Origin of the sequence: Pseudovibrio sp. W74 (genome assembly GCF_001623085.1) — a bacterium.
Lineage (GTDB): Bacteria > Pseudomonadota > Alphaproteobacteria > Rhizobiales > Stappiaceae > Pseudovibrio.
This window is the reverse complement of the sequence record NZ_LMCJ01000023.1, coordinates 1-19,652: the sequence shown is the minus strand read 5'-3', so window position 1 is coordinate 19,652 and position 19,652 is coordinate 1. Positions and strand designations below refer to the sequence as shown.

14 protein-coding genes and 2 pseudogenes are annotated in these 19,652 nt (G+C 48.8%); 10 read left to right on the top strand and 6 right to left on the bottom strand.

The annotated features are described in order from the left end of the window. From PsW74_RS29380 to PsW74_RS17370, 4 genes and pseudogenes are all read right to left on the bottom strand, one after another. The coding region (locus PsW74_RS29380) for a tetrahydrofolate dehydrogenase/cyclohydrolase catalytic domain-containing protein (protein ID WP_275505933.1) at nucleotides 1–406 on the bottom strand (406 nt) is incomplete at its 3' end. After that, nucleotides 403–1,044, bottom strand: a pseudogene (locus tag PsW74_RS17380) (formyltetrahydrofolate deformylase); the annotation flags it as partial. The pseudogene PsW74_RS17380 and the gene PsW74_RS29380, both read right to left, overlap by 4 nt. Before the next feature lie 78 nt (nucleotides 1,045–1,122). Further along, nucleotides 1,123–2,502, bottom strand: coding sequence for an FAD-binding oxidoreductase (locus tag PsW74_RS17375; RefSeq protein WP_063289808.1), 1,380 nt, complete (start codon nucleotides 2,500–2,502; stop codon nucleotides 1,123–1,125). Between the two features lie 24 nt (nucleotides 2,503–2,526). Continuing rightward, the gene (locus tag PsW74_RS17370) at nucleotides 2,527–3,702 is read right to left on the bottom strand and encodes an FAD-binding oxidoreductase (RefSeq protein ID WP_063289809.1); all 1,176 of its coding nucleotides are present in this window, start codon (nucleotides 3,700–3,702) and stop codon (nucleotides 2,527–2,529) included. A 125-nt stretch (nucleotides 3,703–3,827) separates the two neighbouring features. Here PsW74_RS17370 and PsW74_RS17365 point away from each other — a divergent pair, with 125 nt between their 5' ends. The 4 genes from PsW74_RS17365 (at nucleotide 3,828) to PsW74_RS17350 (ending at nucleotide 8,666) form a co-directional block, all read left to right on the top strand. Continuing rightward, on the top strand, nucleotides 3,828–4,502 hold the full coding sequence (locus PsW74_RS17365; RefSeq protein ID WP_063289810.1) for a GntR family transcriptional regulator: 675 nt from the start codon (nucleotides 3,828–3,830) through the stop codon (nucleotides 4,500–4,502). A gap of 64 nt (nucleotides 4,503–4,566) precedes the next feature. Then, a complete protein-coding gene (locus PsW74_RS17360) occupies nucleotides 4,567–5,547 on the top strand; it encodes a TAXI family TRAP transporter solute-binding subunit (protein WP_063289811.1) in 981 nt (326 codons plus the stop codon). A gap of 85 nt (nucleotides 5,548–5,632) precedes the next feature. Beyond that, nucleotides 5,633–8,236, top strand: a complete 2,604-nt coding sequence (locus tag PsW74_RS17355) for a TRAP transporter permease (RefSeq protein WP_063289812.1) — start codon at nucleotides 5,633–5,635, stop codon at nucleotides 8,234–8,236. After that, the gene (locus PsW74_RS17350) at nucleotides 8,202–8,666 is read left to right on the top strand and encodes a universal stress protein (protein ID WP_206599936.1); all 465 of its coding nucleotides are present in this window, start codon (nucleotides 8,202–8,204) and stop codon (nucleotides 8,664–8,666) included. The genes PsW74_RS17355 and PsW74_RS17350 overlap by 35 nt, the downstream gene beginning before the upstream one ends. Before the next feature lie 129 nt (nucleotides 8,667–8,795). On the opposite strand, the gene PsW74_RS17345 is transcribed toward PsW74_RS17350, so the two are convergent. Then, nucleotides 8,796–10,220 carry a TssA family type VI secretion system protein gene (locus tag PsW74_RS17345; protein WP_063289814.1) on the bottom strand — a complete coding sequence of 475 codons (1,425 nt, stop codon included), beginning with the start codon at nucleotides 10,218–10,220 and terminating at the stop codon, nucleotides 8,796–8,798. Between the two features lie 5 nt (nucleotides 10,221–10,225). After that, a complete protein-coding gene (gene tssM, locus PsW74_RS17340; RefSeq protein WP_275484650.1) occupies nucleotides 10,226–13,813 on the bottom strand; it encodes a type VI secretion system membrane subunit TssM in 3,588 nt (1,195 codons plus the stop codon). 268 nt (nucleotides 13,814–14,081) lie between these two features. Between tssM and tssB the strand changes: the two genes are divergently transcribed. From tssB to PsW74_RS17310, 6 genes and pseudogenes are all read left to right on the top strand, one after another. Next, nucleotides 14,082–14,591 carry a type VI secretion system contractile sheath small subunit gene (tssB, locus tag PsW74_RS17335; protein ID WP_057462095.1) on the top strand — a complete coding sequence of 170 codons (510 nt, stop codon included), beginning with the start codon at nucleotides 14,082–14,084 and terminating at the stop codon, nucleotides 14,589–14,591. A 96-nt stretch (nucleotides 14,592–14,687) separates the two neighbouring features. Further along, nucleotides 14,688–16,181, top strand: a complete 1,494-nt coding sequence (gene tssC / locus PsW74_RS17330; RefSeq protein WP_063289815.1) for a type VI secretion system contractile sheath large subunit — start codon at nucleotides 14,688–14,690, stop codon at nucleotides 16,179–16,181. A gap of 9 nt (nucleotides 16,182–16,190) precedes the next feature. Continuing rightward, a complete protein-coding gene (gene tssE, locus PsW74_RS17325) occupies nucleotides 16,191–16,649 on the top strand; it encodes a type VI secretion system baseplate subunit TssE (protein WP_208980636.1) in 459 nt (152 codons plus the stop codon). A gap of 18 nt (nucleotides 16,650–16,667) precedes the next feature. Next, nucleotides 16,668–18,455, top strand: a complete 1,788-nt coding sequence (gene tssF / locus PsW74_RS17320; protein WP_063289816.1) for a type VI secretion system baseplate subunit TssF — start codon at nucleotides 16,668–16,670, stop codon at nucleotides 18,453–18,455. Beyond that, nucleotides 18,419–19,453, top strand: a complete 1,035-nt coding sequence (tssG, locus tag PsW74_RS17315; RefSeq protein WP_063289817.1) for a type VI secretion system baseplate subunit TssG — start codon at nucleotides 18,419–18,421, stop codon at nucleotides 19,451–19,453. Before tssF ends, tssG begins: the two co-directional genes overlap by 37 nt. 9 nt (nucleotides 19,454–19,462) lie before the next feature. Further along, nucleotides 19,463–19,652, top strand: a pseudogene (locus PsW74_RS17310) (type VI secretion system-associated FHA domain protein TagH); the annotation flags it as partial.

Sequence of the window (19,652 nt, the reverse complement as noted above, 5' to 3'; positions counted from 1 at the left end):
CCCCCGCCATAAAGCTTTCGAAATAAAGTGGGTGGAAGCCATCGACATCTTTTTCAGGGGCAATTTCATGCAGAATTTTGCGCGCATTCATGCGTTTGGGCAAGGGCAGCTGCAGCAATATGCCATGGGTTTCAGGTTCTGCACTTAGGTCACGAATGACTTGAGTGAGGTCAGCTAGAGTAATGTTGGCATCAAGCGCTAGTTTTTCGCTTTCGATACCAACTTTACGGCAACGCTTGACTTTGTTGTTAACGTAGATTGCGCTTGCTGGATCATCTCCAACAACCACTACCGTCAGCTTAGGGGTTTTGCCAAAGCTGGTGTGCAAGGAGGCAATAGCCTCCTTAACTTCTTCATCAATAACTGCGGCAAGGGTTTTGCCGCAGATGATTTGTGCCTGAGTCATTGTTGGAAGATCACTGTGCGATTGCCATGGATGAACACGCGACCTTCAGCATGAAGCTTCAAGGCGTGAGCGAGGACGCGTGCTTCAATATCCTGCCCTCGACGAATAAGCTCTGCTGGGGTTTCTGCATGGCTGATGCGCTCTGCATCTTGTTCAATGATAGGACCTTCATCCAGATCAGGTGTCACGTAGTGCGCAGTCGCACCAATGCGCTTCACACCACGCTCCCATGCCCGGTTATAAGGCATCGCACCTTTAAACGCAGGTAGGAAGGAGTGGTGAATATTGATGATCTTACCAAAGTGTCTGGAGCTAAGCTGGTCTGACAGGATCTGCATGTAACGAGCCAGAACCACCAAGTCCGCTCCAGTGCGTTCAATCAGCTCATCAAGCTTGGCTTCCTGCTCAGTTTTGTTTTCTTTATTGACTGGCCACAGGTAAAACGGAATACCCAGTCGTTCAACATCAGCACGGCTGTTGGAGTGGTTTGAAACAACGGCCTTGATCTCAATTGGCAGTTTGCCGGTTTGAACGCGATACAGAATATCAATCAGGCAGTGGTCAAACTTTGAAGCCATCAGGATCGCTGGAATAACACGAGCCGTGTCTTCCAGCGAAATTTCGGTGTTGAAAGCATCTGATAACTTGTAAAGCGAGCAAAAAGGGGCTCCAGTGGAAACCTTTGGAGCCCACCCACATTATTGATGGTAATGTGGCTACAAAACGCCTTTGCTAGCTTCTTTCAGCTCAGCCAAAAGCGGTGCATTTTGGTAGCGTTCTAGCGAGAAATCACTGGCATATCTGGGTTTCACGTCCTCAGCTACCCACTTTGCGACCAGGTCGGCTGATGCGCAGGCTGCCATTGTGCCAAATCCGGATAGTGCAGCAACCATGAATGCGCCTTTTTCAGCACCGTTTTCTCCCATTGATCCGATCAGCGGCCAGTTCTCTTCAGTCATTGTGTACCACCCACCATAATGGGTCATGTTTCGAGGCAACTTGCCATAGTAAGCCTTCAAAGATGGGTTGAGGCGGGCAGCTCCGCGCAAAACAATTTCTGGAAACTGATCATTCAACACTGGTTCCCATGCCACATCCTGAGGGGTTTCATTGTAGGCCCAGCCCAGTTTCAACCAACTGCCATTGTCACCACCATCCGGTCGACAATGGATAGCACCGGGCATTTGTTCAGTCAGCCACTTGTACTCATCATCACCAGCTAGCCAATCCTTTTCATCTTCAGACCAGTCGATACATTGCTCATCCAGATCAATTGAAAAAGGCAGGTTGCGGGGAACGGCTTTTTCTACGTCTTCAAATGCAATCTTTTGTTGGAAAGTATTATAAACAGGAAGAGTCTCCCCGATCATTTCTGCAATCTTACCCGCAAATGGCCCTGCAGCATTGACAATTTTCTCTGCTTTGACACGCGTAAGGCCTTCACCGGTTTCGATCTCAAGCTCAAACCCATCTTGCTGATTTATTTGTTTGACCATACCAGTGAGGCGCCGTCCTCCCTGAGCTCTGTATTTTTCCAGCATGTACATCCCCATCTGCTGGCCGGAGATGTCCCCACCACGACGAATATGCAAAACAGTTTGAATCTCCTCCGAGAAGGAAGGGAATGCTCTGCGGATCAGGTCCTGATTCTGCATTACATCCACGCCGTCGGGAGCTGATTCCCAATCTGGCTTTTCAGCAAATTTGTAGGACACACTGTCCGAGGAGCTATGGAAACGGATCAAATCGTCATGTTTATTGTCGTACCCATAACGAATTTGCTCTACCAAATCGTCTATCTGAGTTCGGCGGGTCGCCAACGTATAACCGCGTCGGTTCATATGCAAGCGGTTGTTGCTATCGCGAGCGATTTTTTCCATCAAATCAATAGAATGGTTGGTGAAGTCCACCATGCTTGGATGCGGCCACCAATTGCGATAGTTCTCACCTGACTGAGCCGATGTGAATGCCATTGGCTGGCCTTGCTCGATTAAGAGCACGTTGGTGATGTTGTGGTGTTCGGCCAGATAATAAGCAGTTGCGATACCGACGATACCAGCACCAATGATAGCGACCTCTGCTGAGTGTTGTGTCATTTTTCTGAATTCTTTTCGTATGGACTATTTGATGCCGACTTCGGCATAAGGTTCATTCTTATGAACTCGGCTCATCTCCATGCGCGTCAAATCCAGCGTTTGGTAAGAGCCATTGAGAGCAAGTTCAGCCAGGGCTCTTCCCACCGCCGGTGCATGCATAATGCCATGTCCGGAAAAGCCGCAGGCTGTAATGAGGTTTTCATGTCCAGGCGAATACTTGCCTATGATCATGTTTCCATCCAACAGGTTTTGTGCGTAATGTCCGGCCCAGCTCCGTTGTAGCTTGATTGCTTCGAATTTGGGCACAAGTCTGGCCATCATGGGCCAGATGACCTCTTCAAAGTAGTTGGCGAAAAAGCCGGAGTAGATGTCATCAATAAACCCTGGAGCAATATCAAAGCTTGGTCGCCCGCCAGCAAATCCATCTCCCTCAGGTCTAAAGAACATACCGCTTTCATCTTTAACCAAAGGAAGTGACTCAAGTTCATGGGCACATTTCCAAAAGTGCTGGACTCGGCACATCGGTACGACCGGCAGGGATGCTCCCGTCATCTCAGCCAGTTTATTGGCCCAGGGCCCGGCGGTGTTAATGAAATACTTGCCGTTAATGGTAGATCCATCCGCGAGAGCAGCAGAATGAACCTCTGTTCCTGAACATTGCATGTCTGTCACACTGGAGCGAATGTAAGTGACACCCATGTGTTCTGCTGCCCTTCGAAAACCTTGCAGCGCAGCATATGGATCAATCCAACCATCATCCGGAGTGTAACACGTTAGTGCGATGTCCTGACGATCGATGCTAGGAAACTTTCTGGCCGTTTCGGCTTTGTCCATCAGTTGTGTCGTAACGCCCATCGAACTTTGTAGATCAACGTTCTTGCGTAGTGTTTCTTCGCCATCTTTTCCTACAACAAACAGATAGCCTTGCTCGCGAAAACTGATGGACTGGACATCCGGAACATCTGTCAGTGTTGCCTCAAACCTCTTATAAAAATCAAGGCTATAAGCCGACATGGCGATATTTTCTGGTAAACTGAACTGCTGGCGTACTCCACCTGCCCCTTGTGGGGTTGTTGCTTCTTTGTATGAAGGATCGGGTTCTATAACCGCGACAGCCCCAGTCAGTCCGCTGCGGGCCAAGAAATATGCAGCAGCAGACCCCATAATTCCGCCGCCCATTATGACGATATCGTAATTCATTCTTCTTGCTGAGTGCTCCGCAGTGGAGGTCCCGGATGGGCCTGATAATTGGTATTACGTATTTGATGTTGACAAAATCGTATACGTTTTGCAAGTATCTAATACGTATTATTTCGGAGCATTTGATGAACTCAGCTCAAGAAGAGCTCAGCACACCTATCAAGGCTGGTAGTGCTGCTGACCCTATCTATCGTGATTTGAAATTCAAAATCATGAAGGGAACACTCGAGGGTGGGCGACCGCTGAGGCAAGACGAAATTGCCTCTGCACACGGAGTTAGCAAGATTCCTGTGCGAGAGGCATTGCGTCGCCTTGAGATTGAAGGATTGGTGGAATTTCGACCTCAAAGAGGCGCGATTGTCCGCAAGCTCTCTGCAGAAGATGTGCTGCAATTTATTGATATCAGACTGGCGCTTGAGTGCCGGGCATTGGAACTTGCAATCCCAAACATGATTGAACGTGATTTGGAGCATGCAAGATCCCTGCTGGATGACTACGCCGCAGAAACAGCCATCGAGCGCTGGTCTGATTTCAATTTGCAGTTCCATAGGTTGCTTTATGAGCCATGCGGCAACAAGCATTTGCTTGGTATGATTTCTGATCTTGAACAACGCATTGGTCCGTACATGCGCTTACAGGTGACAGAGGCTAGTGGCCTGGATCGCCCAATGCGAGAGCATCATGAGATCCTGGAAGCATGCGCGAGGGAAGACAGCACCTTTGCGGTAAATACGCTTCGAAAACACATTCAAACTACGCAAAAAGAAGTCGCTGCCTACCTTCGTCGGCGCACTGCGTAACTCTGAAACGGGCCCATGGGAGGGGTCCTTGCACAAGTGCAAAAATAATCATGAGGAGACGTCAATGAAAAATCTTTTCAAGCTAACTGTTGCAGCTGGGGCATTGGCTGCAATAGCAACCGGAGCCATCGCAGCTGAACGTAAGTTCGTAAATATTGGGACTGCTGGCATTGGTGGCGGGTATTATCCAACGGGCGGTTTCATTTGTAACATTCTGAACAAAAGCCGTAAGACGCAAGATCACAACATTCGTTGTACTGTTGAATCCACTGGTGGCTCTGTCGCTAATCTTCGTTCAATTCAATCTGGAGAGATGGACGTCGCTATTGCGCAAGCAGATTGGCAGTACCATTCGTCCAAGGGATCATCAAAGTTTGAGAAAGACGGTGCCAACGATAAGTTACGTTTCCTCTTTTCCTTGCACTTAGATACAGCACATCTTGTAGCCCGCAAGGATTCTGAAGCAAAAGATTTCTCAGATCTTAAGGGGAAAGTTGTAAACATTGGCAATGCAGGTTCTGGCACAGAAGCAACTATGAACTTTGCTTTGGGTCGCTATGAAACTAATGCTGATGAGTATTATGGCCAGGCAACACGTTTGACCTCTCGCGAGCAGGCTCAAGCCTTGTGTGACGGTAAGATTGACGCGTTTTTCTACACGACTGGCATCACAGCTTCTTCAATTACAGAAGCCACAAACACCTGTGATGCAGAAGTGCTTAACTGGAATGATGAAGTCACTGCTAAGATGATCGAAGAGTTCCCGTATTACGGCGTGTCTATTGTTCCGGATGGCACTTATCGCGGCCAGGAAGGTGAGCGTACGACCTGGGGTCTGCCTGCGACCTTGGTAGCTTCTGCAGATGCAGACGAAGAAGTGATCTACAACATGGTCAAAGCTGTGTTCGATAACTTCGAAGATTTCAAAAAGCAATCCACTCTCTACATCGGCGTTACTCGTGAAGGGGCTGTCAAGAACGGTCGTTCCGTTTCATTCCACCCAGGTGCAGAGCGCTACTTTCGTGAAGTCGGTCTGATCAAGTAACAGCAACTCAGCTGAACTCGATACAAGTAGCAAGAGGCGGGCAATGAATGTTGCCCGTCTTTTCATCTAGTCCAGAGAGGGGCGAATGGACCAAAAACATCAAAATGAACTGCAAGACCTGATTGCTGAAAATGATACAGGTGCACGTGATCCATCCGGGCTTGCCAAATACCTCATTTTTGCAGTGGGCTTGTTGTGGCCTCTCTACCAGCTTTACATGGCATCCCCATTGCCATTTTCGACTGGTATCGGACTTATTGACGACACACAGCAACGTGCCATCCATCTGGCTTTTGCGCTTTTTCTTGGGTTTGCGACATTTCCAGCGCTGGTTACATCTCCGCGCAAATACATTCCCTTTTATGACTGGCTCTTTGCCATCATTGCGGCCTCATGTTCTTTGTACATCGTTGTTTTTTACAGGGACGTTGTAGAGGGTTCTGGGGGTATTCGCCCAACACAGGAATTGGTGATTTCACTTGTCGGGATAGGAATGCTTCTGGAGCTCACCCGACGTGTTCTTGGATTGTCGCTTGTCGTCGTAGCACTCGTCTTCTCTTCCTATGTTTTCTTGGGCCCTGTACTGCCGGAGTTAATTTCGCATCGCGGTTTTAGTCTCAATCGTTATGTGGATCACATGTGGCTTACAACTGAGGGGGTCTTTGGCCTTCCACTCGGAGTCTCAAACTCGTTTATCTTTCTGTTCGTACTGTTTGGTGCTTTGTTGGATAAAGCCGGTGCGGGCAACTATTTTATCAAGCTGTCTTTTTCGCTCCTTGGGCACTTAAGGGGCGGCCCTGCTAAAGCCGCTGTGGTTTCGTCTGCTCTGACTGGTTTGATTTCAGGCTCTGCGATTGCCAACGTTGTCACGACGGGCACATTTACTATTCCATTGATGAAGCGCATTGGCTTTTCAGGAGAAAAAGCAGGTGCGATTGAAGTGTCATCTTCGATAAATGGACAGATCATGCCGCCAGTTATGGGGGCAGCCGCATTCCTGATGACGGAGTTTGTCGGCATCACCTATTATGATGTGGTCCTGCACGCCTTCGTCCCTGCCGTGATCAGTTACATCGGCTTGTTCTATATTGTGCATCTAGAAGCCGTAAAAGCCAACATGCCAGTGCTCGCTAAGCTACATCAAAGCACGCTAGGGCAGGCTCTTTGGAGTTTCCTGTTTGGCTTTGGCGCAATTGCTGTTGTAGCAGGTGCTGTCTATGGCTTCGCGACTTTGCTAAAACTGGTCGCAGGCGAGGCAACTATTCCTTTGGCCGCTGTCTCAATGATCATCCTTTACATTGTTCTCTTGAAAATAGCCGCCCGTTATCCTGAACTTGAAATCGATGACCCTAATGCCCCTCTTGTCACTATACCGGAACTAAAGCCTACGCTCATGGCAGGCCTCTATTACATCATTCCAATTGGAGCTCTGATTTGGTGTTTAATGGTAGAGCGCCTTTCTCCCGGCCTGTCCGTCTCTTGGGCAATTGTCGTTATGATTGCTGTTATTCTGACACAACGCCCATTAATGCAGCGTTTCAGATCTCAAACGGCAGGCAAATCAAATGATGCTTTTGCGAGAGGCTTCAGCGACCTGTTGGATGGGATGACAGCCGGTTCTCGCAACATGGTCGGCATCGCAATCGCTATGGCGGCTGCTGGCATTATCGTTGGCGTCGTCTCTCTGACCGGGCTCGGTCTGCTGATGACGCAAATTATCGATGCAGTATCAGGTGGTAATGTTGTCCTGATGCTGGTGTTTACGGCAGTGATGTGTGTTGTCCTGGGAATGGGCCTGCCAACAACAGCAAACTACATCGTTGTGGCAAGTGTTATGGCCCAACCCCTAGTGACGCTGGCTGCTCAAAACGGGCTTACAATCCCACTGTTCGCCGTACACTTGTTCGTCTTTTACTTCGGTCTGATGTCTGGCACAACGCCGCCTGTTGCAGTCGATGCTTTTGCCGGGGCTGCAGTTGCCCGCTCTGACCCTATGCGCACCTGCGTACAATCATTTTACTACAGTCTGCGCACAGCTATCCTGCCATTCATCTTTGTATTTAACCCTCAAATGCTTCTGATCGGTGTGGACAGCATTCCCTACGCTATCCTGATCATCACTATGTCCACAGTCGCTATGTTGGTGTTCGCTGCGGCTACACAGGGGTACTTCTTTGCGAAAAGTTACAGGTGGGAATCGCTTGCACTCCTATTGGTTGCATTTATTTTGCTGCGCCCTGGTTTCTTGCTCGACACGGTCAAGCCACCCTTTGAGAGCTTGAACCCCAATCAGATACTACAAGTCTCAGAGCGCGCTGAGGGTGGTGCTAACCTTCGCCTTTTGGTGGAAGGTGAGAACTTTAGCGGTGATATTGTCCGAAAAGTTGTCGCTTTCCCTCTTGGAGATCAAGGTCTTTCCGGAGAAGAGCGCTTGAGTGAGCAAACTGGACTAATGATCCGTGAGGAAGGGGACAAGGTCTGGGTGGACGATGTCGCGTTTGATAGTCCGGCGCAGAAATGGGGTATAGATTTCGATTGGGAGGTTTTGGAGTTACACAAGCCTAACAGTCGCTTTGCGAAAGAGTGGTTTTACATTCCAACGCTGCTCATTCTGGGTATTCTTGTCCTTTTCCAACTACGTCGCCGCAAAAGAAATGAAGGTAAGGAAGGGGCTTTGGGCTATGTATAACGATATCCTCGTCCCTGTAGACCTTGACCACCCTGAAGTAAGTGAAAAAGCCGTTGCCACTGCTTGCCAGATAGCGAAGGACTACAAGGCGGTACTACACTTTCTCAGTGTGGTTCCTCCGGTTAGCCCACTTATAGCCTCGTATTTTCCTAAGGACTATAAGTCCAGTCTCAGCGCGACTGCCAACGAGCGATTGCACACCTTCACGTCAAAGTATGTCAGCGATGGCGATATCAAACTGCAACACGTGATCGCTCATGGCTCTGTTTACGACGAAATTTTGCAGATGCGTGAAGCACTAAATGCCGATCTCATTATCTTGGCTTCTCATCGTCCGGAACTAAAAGACTACCTGCTAGGCCCCAACGCCGCCCGCATAGTCCGCCACGCTCCATGCTCGGTTATGGTCGTTCGGGAAGGGCAGGGGTAGTATCTCAATACTAATTTTCACTCAGATGGCTTTCCAGTTTGTCTAAACAAACTGTGGCTACGTTCGTTTGTGTAGGAGCGTAGCTGTTTGCCCATAGAGCAGCATCTTCAATCGGCTATCGCTTACCCATCATTTTCGACTCTTGCGTGTAAGGGCAGCGGCTCTTTTGAAGAATTCGGGGTCCCAGTCAGTGATGGATGTTTCTTCGACGGATGTTTGTAGGCGCAGTGTTTGGTCTGAGACGAGGGCAGAGAAGCCGGAGCCTGCGAGGTCTTCCAGCATAGCAAGTTCCATGAAGGCCTTTTGGCGTGGGGAGCGTTGTGATTTGTACTCTCCATTCCATTTTGAGGCTAATCTTGGATTGCCAACAAAGTCTGTGAGACCTTTGCTTGCCTGCTGGTTATCTGCCTGTGCAGGCATATCTGCGTGCGCAGGTTTTGAGTTTAACCATTCCGCCGTTTCTCCTTCTATGAAGGGGGTGCCATCGTTGAAGGACAGTTCGCGAAGTTCCGGGAGCCGGCCTATGAACTCTTGGGTGCTCTCTGTGATGGCATTAGCGACTTGTATGTGATCGGCTTTGAGAGCCAATTGAGCTGAAATGAACTGGCCTTCAATCCAAAATGGCATAGAAAACAGCGTTGTTTCTAACTGCTGAATGATTGCTATATCTGCATTGCTTTGCTTGAGCGCATCGCGATATTTGTCGCAGGTATCTATTGATACGGCAGGAATAATAGTTTTGGACTCAGATGTTATCTGAGGTGCACCTGTTATCTCTTGCCAGCATGCATGGCGGCGCAGCTGGTAGATAAAGGGAAGGGATGGGTCTTCCTGAAAGATGAGTGTGCATATCTCAGCGGTGGTGCGTTTAAAGGAACGTGCATCCATCGGAGTTGCGGAACCGATACTTCCCGTCTTTGCTCCATCTCCTGATGCAGAGGCTCCTGCGGCGGTCTGCGCTTTCTCTTTCTCCGTCTGCTTCTTTTCAAGCTCAAGTCTCTCCTGAAGCACACGAAAATCTTTTACAAGGCCGTGCTCAAGCAAGAGTTCGTTTTTGGTCAGGCGAGCAAGGCTTTCATCCAGTTTTTCAGCTTCTGTGCCGGGCTTGCCGGGTAACGCATCCATGCTGAACAAACCGCAAATACGGCGTAGGATGAGATCAAATCTTCGATCTTCTTTTGGACAGAGGTCTGCTCTTGGCATTGTTAAGCAGGCATCAAGGCCTCGGATGCAACTGGTCAAAGCCCCGCGTGTTTTCCGCGTCATTCGGGCAAGCAGCACAGCTTCCAAAACTGCCAGGCTTTTTTGAGTGTTTTGCAGCAGTTGCAGCGCTTCCCGCTCTATCAGACTCCAGTCGATCGAGCCGTGAGAGAGGGTGCCGCGTTTCATCAACTCATCACTGACGGCGTCAAAGTCTGGGTGATCTTCAATGTCCTCTTCAAACCTATCTGAAATGGGGGAAAGGACCGCTTTGGCGAGGTCGTCATAGGATGTTACGAAAAGAGAAGACGCAGCCGGAGCTGCCTCTTCTGATTTTGCTTCTGATGCGGTCATGAGAGTTACATCTTTGCTGGTAGGATAAGACCGGACAATGGTTGCTTGCGTGCGAGCGAACTAGCACCTTTGTGAAGCAGTGAATAAGTTGCTTTTTGACCGTCGAAACTAAATTCAATCAGTGCACCATTGCTGTCAAAGCCCTTCGTTGTAGCAAAGTCCAGCAGTCGGAAACCAGACCAAGGCCCTTTGAACGTAACTGTATGCGGACGACCTCTTCCTGCGGGGAAAACTGAAAGGCTGCTCTCTGCCTCATTCGTAAGGACGTTAGGCCAAATCACGCGGATTGGACGCCTTGGCCCATGTGAATAGGAAATGATCTGCCCTTCAATATTCATCACAGCACGACGCAGTTTGGCTGCAAGAGCCACAGGCTGAATATTGTACTCAACGCCAATGAGCCCTTCGGAGTTAAAGTAGCTCCTGCGCAGATCCAGAATGATCTTCAGGTTGTCCTGGAAATCCTTCTCGATGGCTAAGTGGCGGCCATCGATGGTTTTGGGTTCGCCCGTTGCTTCATCAACAAATACAATGAGGTTTTTCTTATAGAACGTCTCGATTTTGCCGCCGGGACCGAAGAAACTCTCAAACTCTTCAAGTGGAATCTCTTGCTCAGCTTGTTTGTTGAATGGATAGAGCTGAGCGTAGTTCAGATTATAATCCGCATAAATCTCTTCATTCCAGCTGCGCTGTAGTTCCTTCTTGGCTTCTTGCAGCAGAACCTTCCAGCTTTGGTCCGCTAATTTTGCGAAGAAGCGGTTCAATGGACTTGGCAGATCAACACCTATACGTTTGAGAGTATAGATCGGGTCCTCTCCCTGCAGGTCAATCCTGGCTTTCGCGCGCGCAAGGGCCACTTCGCCAGAGCGCTCCCCTGCTTGTCGGATGTCTTTGAGGTATTCGTAGAGTGTGTTGAGTGCAGCATCCAGATCTTCCAGGTAGGCTTTTTCGCCTTCCTCTGCTTCAACCAAGCCGTTCAGATTGGAAAAAGCCCGACGGACACGCAGTCCTTGCTCGCGGTAGATATCGAAGGGAAGGTCAGAGTCCACGGCCTGTTCGGCATTCAGCTCGATAAGCTTGCCTTCATAGATCTCAGTTTCACTTTTGACGCGGTTGATGAGCCGGTTCAGCGGTCGGTCTGGGCCAGTCAAGGTTTCAAGAATATCAACCGCATGATCCAGATTTCTGAAATCAGTAATTTCCAAACGGTTCAGCGCGGTGTTCCAACTGGAGATGTAGTTGGTCGCATAGCGGGACACGATCTTGCGCCGGAACTCTTTTAGGTCGGCTTGAGAATACTCAACCGTATCGCGCTCATCTGCGACCCATGCATCTTCAACAGCGACGACAGAAAGGCCGTCATTCATTTTTACGAAATAGTCCAGATAAGCGTCTTTTGTGAAAAACTCTTTCACCCCAATCGGCTGATCGTTTCCGCTGCTGCTCCTGGTGCCATCAAAAACGATGTTGTAAGCAGGTCCGATATCATTTCGGAAATTGACTGATGAGGCAAGCTGTCTGTCGCTGACCTGTTCTATATTGCGGTAAAGGCGGAGGTCTCTCGGAACTTCTCTTAAGTCTCTTTGGGAGGTTTCCACCAGATCTTTGTCGAGTGCGGCTTCTAGCCCTGCAGTTTCAATGGCAAAGACCAGATGATCACGAAGAGCTTTTTGCAGTTTTAGATCACCTTCAAACTGCTCTTGCCACTTCTGTTCCATCCAGGCTTTGACCAGCAGCTCATTTCGTCTCGATGCATCTCCCAGCATGAGATAGACGCGCAAAGCTTCAAGGCGTTCATTGCTGTCTCTACCGGTCTCATTTTCTCCAAGTTTTGCGATCTCATCTCGCACGTATGCTGCCACTTCCGGGAGGAAGTAGCGTGCGAGCATGTCGACATATGCTTTCTCAACTTCCGGGCCTATTTTGTGTCCCTGGTAGAGCTCAAGCTGAGACATAAGCCAGTTTCTGCTGCGGTAGTTGCCAAAAATGTCGCTTGCCGATGTAAGGGCCCCAAGAGAGCGAATATAATTTTGCCCGGATGCGTTAGAGTTTTGGGCTGGTCCTTGCTGGAGCAGCTCTTCAAAGCTCTCAGTGATATCAACAACCTGATCTGCACGTGTGCGGTTGCTTTCGTAACCCATCCAGTAAGCGCTGAAAAAGCCGACATACAACAAAGAAGCCGCAAGGCCTGAGCCGATGAGGGCGAAACGCTTCGCGCGTTCAATCTTGATATTGTCGCCAGCAAGCCCCGCTTCTTTGAAGACCACCTGATCAAACAGGGCAGACGAGAAGTACTGCTTGGATGGGCCACTGTGAATGGGCAGGATTGGCGGCGCTATTTCGTACTTTTGTGAGGTTGCCTGCAAAACAGGATTTGTTGGGATGGCTTCCTGCCGGGCTGATGAGAAGAAGATGCCCCGAATATGAGGGGCGGTTGAAAATTTGTCTTGATGCAGGGCTTTGCCGAGGAAGCCACCCAAAATTGTACTTAAGCCAGCCATCTCACGGGTGAACAGATAGAGTTGGCGTCGTTTGTGTGCTGAACGAATATCTGAGATACGATCGACAGTGGTATGATTTAGGTTTTCCAGCAGTTTGGCAAAAGCTGCATTAAACTCGTCTAACCACTTGTCTTGATCCCGACCACTATGAAGGTCGAATGTAAAACCAAATGGCTTTGCCCTTTCTGCTGTGGGCAGACATCCGATGAACTCATGGAAACCATCGATGAGGTCGAACTTGGTAAGTACGACATGGACGGTGTAGCGCGTGCCCAGCACTTCTGTCATTTCGCTCAGGCGAGCATGAATAAGTGCTGCTTTCGTGTTTCGCTCCTGAGAGGAGAGCGAAATAAGCTCTGACAGGTCAAGACATAAGACAACGCCGTTGATAGGTCTGCGTGGTCGGTTGTCACGCAGGAGTTTGAGAAAGCGGCGCCATAAACCTGCGTAATGTGTTTCATGAGTGTCAGATTGCTTTCCGTTTACATGTTCAACAAACTGGCCAGCAACATCAAACAGAACCGCCTCGTCGGTTACCCAACAATCAACGTCTTTTGTCGGTTGCACATGCTTGGCGTCTTCCTGAGAGAAAAGATGTGCAAGTGGAAACTTTAAATTCGATTCAACAATAAGGGATGTCTTGCCCGAACTTGGAGATCCCAAAACCACAAACCAGGGTAGCGCGTATAGGTTCTTTCCATTTCTGCGAGAACCCTTAGCTGCCCAGTTTCTGCTGATGGTTTGCAGGGCTTGGTTGAAGCCACGCTCGAACTCATTCAGATAGGATAGATCAGGTGTTTTAGGCTTTTCTCTTTTATCTTTATTTTTACTTAAATCAACTTTCTTCTTCTTTATGATTACATAAATTAAGTTACTGGCACCCCAAATTATGGAAAACACTGCCATTGCAAGGGCGCTGTAGATTAATTTTCTTTCGCTTGAGCCTGCGAAGGAGAACACAAAATCCCTGAAGAAAAATACACTTAAAACGAGTAAAATTAGAAATACCGAGCTTATAAATATATATGATTTAGTTAATTTAATAATCGATAATAGTATAGTTTTGATTATTGAGAGAGCTCTAATTATCATTACGTTTCTCTGGTTTGTATTAATCAGGTCGAATCGCATTTTCGGGCAATATTATCTTTTTTCTCGAAATATTTACTTTGCTAATCAATATTACTAAAGTCTAATAACGGAAGTTTTACTTTTGGGTTGTCGTCTGTTTTTCTTTCCGATAGGCCTAAGGGAAATTTAGAGTCGAATTGACGCTAAAGTTTTCAATTTTCAATTTAAGTACAATCTTAGGTAGTTTCTAAGATGTCTTCAGTTTTGTTAAGAAGAGTGGGGAAGGCTAATGGCTGGCAAGGAAGGTTCTGTTGCACCCAAAGAGCGGATTAACATTCGCTATGTTCCTGCAACTGGTGACCAACAGGAAGAAGTCGAACTGCCGTTGCGTCTTGTCATGTTGGGTGATTACAACGGCAAAGAAGACGATACGCCTCTTGAAGAGCGCGAATTGCTCTCAGTTGATAAGAATACCTTCGCATCGGTGATGAAAGAAGCGGGGCTGGAGCGTGAGCTAACGGTCAAAAATACGCTTGTTGAGGAAGAAGACGCACAGCTTGCGGTCAATCTGAAGTTTGAAGGGCTGAAAGACTTCGAGCCAGATTCTATCGTGAAGCAAATTCCTGAGCTTAAAAAGCTAATCGATCTGCGTGAGGCTCTTGTTGCTCTTAAAGGGCCGCTTGGAAATATTCCTGCGTTCCGAAACCGACTAGAGCAGCTGCTACAAGATAAAGAGCAGCGTGAGAAGCTTCTTTCAGAGTTGGATGCAGTGGTTTCGTCTCAGGAAGAGAACAGCTGACACTACGTCATTATCAATAGATTTTATAAACAACTGCGGAGCTCGTTCGTTTTGATCCGCAAGTACATTTCAAAGTAAAAACATGGATGTGATGAAATGGTAGATGTATCAGCTTCTACCGGCCAGCCAGATGTTGCCGGTTCGGGGGCCGCGATTTCTCTTCTTGACCAGATCATGGAAGAGACCCGCATTCGCCCTGAAGACGAAGAAAGCTATTCCATAGCGCGTAAAGGCGTTGAAGCGTTTATTTCTGACCTCCTTGCGAGCCAGGAAGTTGACCAACGGATCAACCGTGTATTGGTTGACCGTATGATTGCAGAACTGGACCTGAAAGTATCAGCGCAACTTGATGAAGTTCTGCATGATGAAAAATTTCAGGAACTCGAGTCTGCATGGCGCGGCCTGAAACTGCTGGTTGACCGGACAGATTTCCGTGAGAACATCAAGATTGATGTGCTTTCTGTCTCTAAAGACAAGTTGCTGGAAGATTTTGAAACGAGCCCGGAAGTCGTACAATCTGGCCTTTACAAACACGTCTATTCCAGTGGGTATGGCCAGTTTGGTGGCGAGCCTGTAGGCGCAATGATTGCCAACTATGACTTTGGTCCTGGTGCCCGCGATGTAAAGCTGCTTCAGTTTACTGCCTCTGTTGGCGCAATGGCCCATGCTCCGTTTATTGCGGCAGCTGGTCCAAAAATGTTCGACGTTGATGAGTACGTGGATCTGCCTGCGCAGAAAGATCTGTTCTCCATCTATGAAGGGCCGCGTTTCCGCAAATGGATGGGCTTCCGTCAGAGTGAAGACTCCCGTTACGTTGGCCTGACATGCCCACGCTTTTTGCTTCGCATGCCATATGATGCGGAAGAAAATCCGGTTGATGCGTTCGTCTATAATGAGAACGTGACAGAAGAGCATGAGAGCTATCTGTGGGGTAACACTTCATTCCTGATGGCAACTCGCCTGACAGAGAGTTTTGCCAAGTACCGTTGGTGTCCAAATATCATTGGTCCGCAATCAGGTGGTGCTGTTCACGACTTGCCGGTACATGTGTTTGAAGCCTTTGGTCAGCTCGAAGAGAAAATTCCAACGGAAGTTCTGGTTACAGATCGCCGTGAATTTGAGCTTGCCGAAGAAGGTTTCATTTCACTGACAATGCGCAAAGGCTCTGACAATGCGGCGTTCTTCTCCGCAAACTCTGCCCAGAAGCCAAAGATCTTCCAGAACACCAAGGAAGGTAAAGAAGCGGAGACCAACTACAAACTTGGGACTCAGCTTCCTTACATGATGATCGTCAACCGCCTTGCTCACTACATTAAAGTGCTGCAGCGCGAACAGATCGGATCATGGAAAGAGCGTGAAGATCTGGAGCGTGAGCTTAATACTTGGCTCCGGCAGTATGTGGCTGATCAGGAAAACCCACCTCAAGATGTACGTTCACGTCGTCCACTGCGCGCAGCAGAGGTTATCGTCTCTGATGTAGAAGGTGATCCGGGTTGGTACCAGGTGTCTTTGAAAGTGCGTCCGCACTTCAAATACATGGGAGCGAATTTTGAGTTGTCGCTCGTTGGTAAGCTGGACAAGGATAGCTAAGGGCTGCCCATGAGAAAGCGCGATGAACCCGTTGTTTGGGACAGCAGGCTTCGTACAGCGCGTGGCAGTTTGTTCGAGCGTTTGATTGCTGATGAGGAGGAGATTTCTCCTCCTCAGAACATCGATCTGTTGGAAGCAAAAGTAAACTCTATCAAGCGTCATCTAGCCAAGCTGTTGAATGCGAGAGCAGGGGCTTCTGCTGCTACACCAGATTTGGGACTGGTTGATTTCAACTTGTCCAGCGTGGCGACAAACGACCTTACGCAACATATTGCGGCCTCTATCCGCCAATGCATTGAAAAATATGAACCGCGCGTTCAGGTGCGGTCCGTCCATTTCGTTCGTGACCCTGACCGCCCATTAGAACTGCGGTTCAAGGCAACTCTGCTCATGCCAGCCTTAAGCCAGGGGGAGCAGGTGCAAATCGATATTCTTATGAAAGATGGGCATGTCGCTCATATTGTTTAGTCAAGCAGGCAACCAGCTGTGAAAGCTTCATACTTTCAAGATGAATTGACTTATCTGCGAGAGAGCGGTCGGCTTTTTTCCGAACGCAATCCGCGGTTGTCAAAATATTTGTCTGATGCCTCCACGGATCCAGACGTGGAACGGCTGCTGGAAGGCTTTGCGTTTTTAACGTCAAAATTGCGCGAAAAGCTGGATGATGAGCTTCCAGAGCTTACCCATTCACTCGTGCAGCTGCTTATTCCAAATTTCCTACGGGCGTTTCCATCGACCACTCTTATGCAGATGGTCCCCGTCGAAAAAGCGATTACAGAGCGTCAGGTATTGCCGTCGGGCTCGCAGATTTTGTCTCGCCCTGTTGATGGTATTGTCTGTCCCTTTCAGACAACAGCAGACGTAACGGTCTATCCGCTCGATATCGTCGATCAGGATGTTCAGCGTTCTCGCGAAAGCACTGTTCTGACATTGCAGTTCCAGACATTGTCAGGCCTGCCTCTGTCCCGGCTGAGTTTTAATGACCTGCGTCTATGGATTGCTGGCGATGAAGTCGCCGCCCAGATGCTTTATTTGTGGATGGGCCGATACCTGAAAGACGTCACGGTTTGCTTTCGTGCTGATGGAGACAATGAAGACGGTGTTAGCCGTTACAAGTTTCCAGCCTCAGCACTGCAGCCGGGAGGTTTTGGCGGCTCAGAGGCATTGCTGCCCAATGAGAATTCAGCTTATGAGGGCTACCGGCTCTTACAGGAATACTTTGTGTTTCCTGCGAAATTCCAATGTTATGACATTGATGGATTAGAGCCCTTTTTCCGCAATCGTGAAGAAACAGATTTCTCATTAGAGTTCACTTTTTCCAGACCTTTGCCACCTAATGTGAAAGTGCGTCCGGGAACGTTCCGCCTCTATTGTGTTCCAGCGGTAAATTTGTTTGATTATGATGCTGAGCCGATGAAGATCGACCATAGTCAGATGCGGTATCCAATCCGACCGACAGCAAATGGTCGTGGCGCCATAGACATCTTCTCCATTGATCGGATCATGAGCTGGCGAGCAGCGAAGGATCCAACGAGTGGTTCTCATTTGCGTGAGTATCCCTCGTTTGAATCTTTCCATCATGAGGTCGAGCGTGCGGATGGTCTAACTCAGATTTATTATCGTTTGAGACTTCGTGAAGCGTTGGGCAAGCGCGGTATGGAGCATCTGGTTTCATTCGTGCGCCATGACAATGAGCGCGCCATTCCAGAACATGAAGTTCTCTCTGCTGATCTGAAGTGTTTCCATCCCAAACATGCCATGGAATTGGGTGCAGGTGATGTGCGTGAACCAACAGGTGAAACGCCGAGCTTCGTGACATTTAAGAACCTGAGTCAGCCCAGTGCACCAGTCTATCCACCGCTGGATGGATCGCTTTACTGGAACCTGATCTCCAACCTTTCTCTTAATTACGTTTCATTGCTTGAAAAAGAAGCTCTGAAGACCGTGATTGCGACCTACGATTTTCAGGCTCGCCTGAACCGGCAGGACGAGCGTGTCAGTAAGCAGCGTATTGATGGCATCATTTCCATCGAGACGAAACCGGTTGACAAGTTATTTCGAGGGCAGGCCGTTCGAGGTTTGAAAACTGTCATGTCTCTCAGCGAAGACGCGTTCCAGAGCGAGGGCGAAATGTTCTTGTTCTGCAGCGTGCTCGCAGAATTCTTTTCTCTCTATTCAAGTGTCAATTCGTTCCACGAACTCATCGTAAATGGGACACAAAACAATGAAGTCTATCAATGGCCAGCGAAAATTGGGCGACAACCTCTGATTTAAGAGGCGACCTACAGTTTAATGCTCGCAGCTGGTCATTTTTCCAAGCTGTTGAGCTGATCCAGCGTTGCTATGACGAAAGCAATGAAGTTGGTACCCATCTTTTGCCGAAAGATGAGAAAATCAATTTCAGTGTCATGCATTCGCTTGGCTTTCCGCTGTCTGATATCGCCAGCATTGAAAGACAGGGTGATCAGGAGACGAACGTCGAACCGGTCGACTATGTCGATTTTAATATGGAAGTGACGTTTCTCGGTCTGCACGGCTCAAGTTCGCCATTGCCCTCTTATTATCAAGAGGTCATAGCCAAATATGATGCGCAAGGCTCCTTGATGAAGGGGTTCTTTGACTTCTTCCATAACCGCCTGGTCGGCCTCTTACACCGCTCCATGCGCAAGTACCGCTTCTATGTGCGTTACGAGCCGGGTGCGTTGGACCCATTCTCTCAATGGGTGTTTTGTGTTTTTGGATTGTCAGATCAGGAGTCTCGCCACAAATCACCTATCAACTGGGCGCGCTTGCTCACGTTCGCCGGAGTTCTGGCGTCTCGCAATCGGTCACCTGCCGCGATCGCAAGTGTCGTATCTCACTCCTTTTTTCACAAAGAAGTGGAAGTGGAGGAGTGGGTTCAGCGAAGGGTTGATATCCCCGAAGGGCAACGCTCGGAACTGGGGCAGCACAACATGTTGCTGGGTGAAGACACGATAATTGGCGATAGTGTCTCGGATATCTCGAGCAAATTCAATATCTTCATCAAGAATTTGAGCTTTGAACGTTTTCAGGATTTCCTTCCTCACGGGCGAGATTACAAGGCCCTTAGGGATCTGGTGGAGTTCATGCTGCGTGATCAACATGCCTACGACATCAAGTTGGAACTGGCAGAAAATCAGGCCTCTCCGGTCATGCTTACTGACGAGTACGAAGGACGACTGGGGTGGTCAACCTTTCTTGACAAGGGTGATGGACGCTCGCGCGAAGTCCTGATCTCCGCGCGGTTGTAGGAGGGTAGTATGAAACTGGTCCTGGTCATCAACAACACCTCCACGCTTGAGAACGGCAGTAAAGCCACTGCGACATTTGACAAGGCAGGCGGAAACATTGGTTCTGGTGAGCAATGTCATTGGCAACTGTTGGATCGGCGCAGCTCTGTTTCTCGCGAACATGTACGCGTGTTTTTCCAAGACGGTGTTTATTGTGCCG

Bases quoted from the DNA above. Each gene is read 5' to 3' on its own strand.
- tssB (WP_057462095.1), top strand. From the start codon at position 14,082: ATGGCTGGCAAGGAAGGTTCTGTTGCACCCAAAGAGCGGATTAACATT.
- tssM (WP_275484650.1), bottom strand. From the start codon at position 13,813: ATGATAATTAGAGCTCTCTCAATAATCAAAACTATACTATTATCGATT.
- tssC (WP_063289815.1), top strand. From the start codon at position 14,688: ATGGTAGATGTATCAGCTTCTACCGGCCAGCCAGATGTTGCCGGTTCG.
- PsW74_RS17370 (WP_063289809.1), bottom strand. From the start codon at position 3,702: ATGAATTACGATATCGTCATAATGGGCGGCGGAATTATGGGGTCTGCT.
- PsW74_RS17375 (WP_063289808.1), bottom strand. From the start codon at position 2,502: ATGACACAACACTCAGCAGAGGTCGCTATCATTGGTGCTGGTATCGTC.
- PsW74_RS17365 (WP_063289810.1), top strand. From the start codon at position 3,828: ATGAACTCAGCTCAAGAAGAGCTCAGCACACCTATCAAGGCTGGTAGT.
- PsW74_RS17360 (WP_063289811.1), top strand. From the start codon at position 4,567: ATGAAAAATCTTTTCAAGCTAACTGTTGCAGCTGGGGCATTGGCTGCA.
- tssG (WP_063289817.1), top strand. From the start codon at position 18,419: ATGGCCAGCGAAAATTGGGCGACAACCTCTGATTTAAGAGGCGACCTA.
- PsW74_RS17355 (WP_063289812.1), top strand. From the start codon at position 5,633: ATGGACCAAAAACATCAAAATGAACTGCAAGACCTGATTGCTGAAAAT.
- PsW74_RS17350 (WP_206599936.1), top strand. From the start codon at position 8,202: ATGAAGGTAAGGAAGGGGCTTTGGGCTATGTATAACGATATCCTCGTC.
- PsW74_RS17345 (WP_063289814.1), bottom strand. From the start codon at position 10,220: ATGACCGCATCAGAAGCAAAATCAGAAGAGGCAGCTCCGGCTGCGTCT.
- tssE (WP_208980636.1), top strand. From the start codon at position 16,191: ATGAGAAAGCGCGATGAACCCGTTGTTTGGGACAGCAGGCTTCGTACA.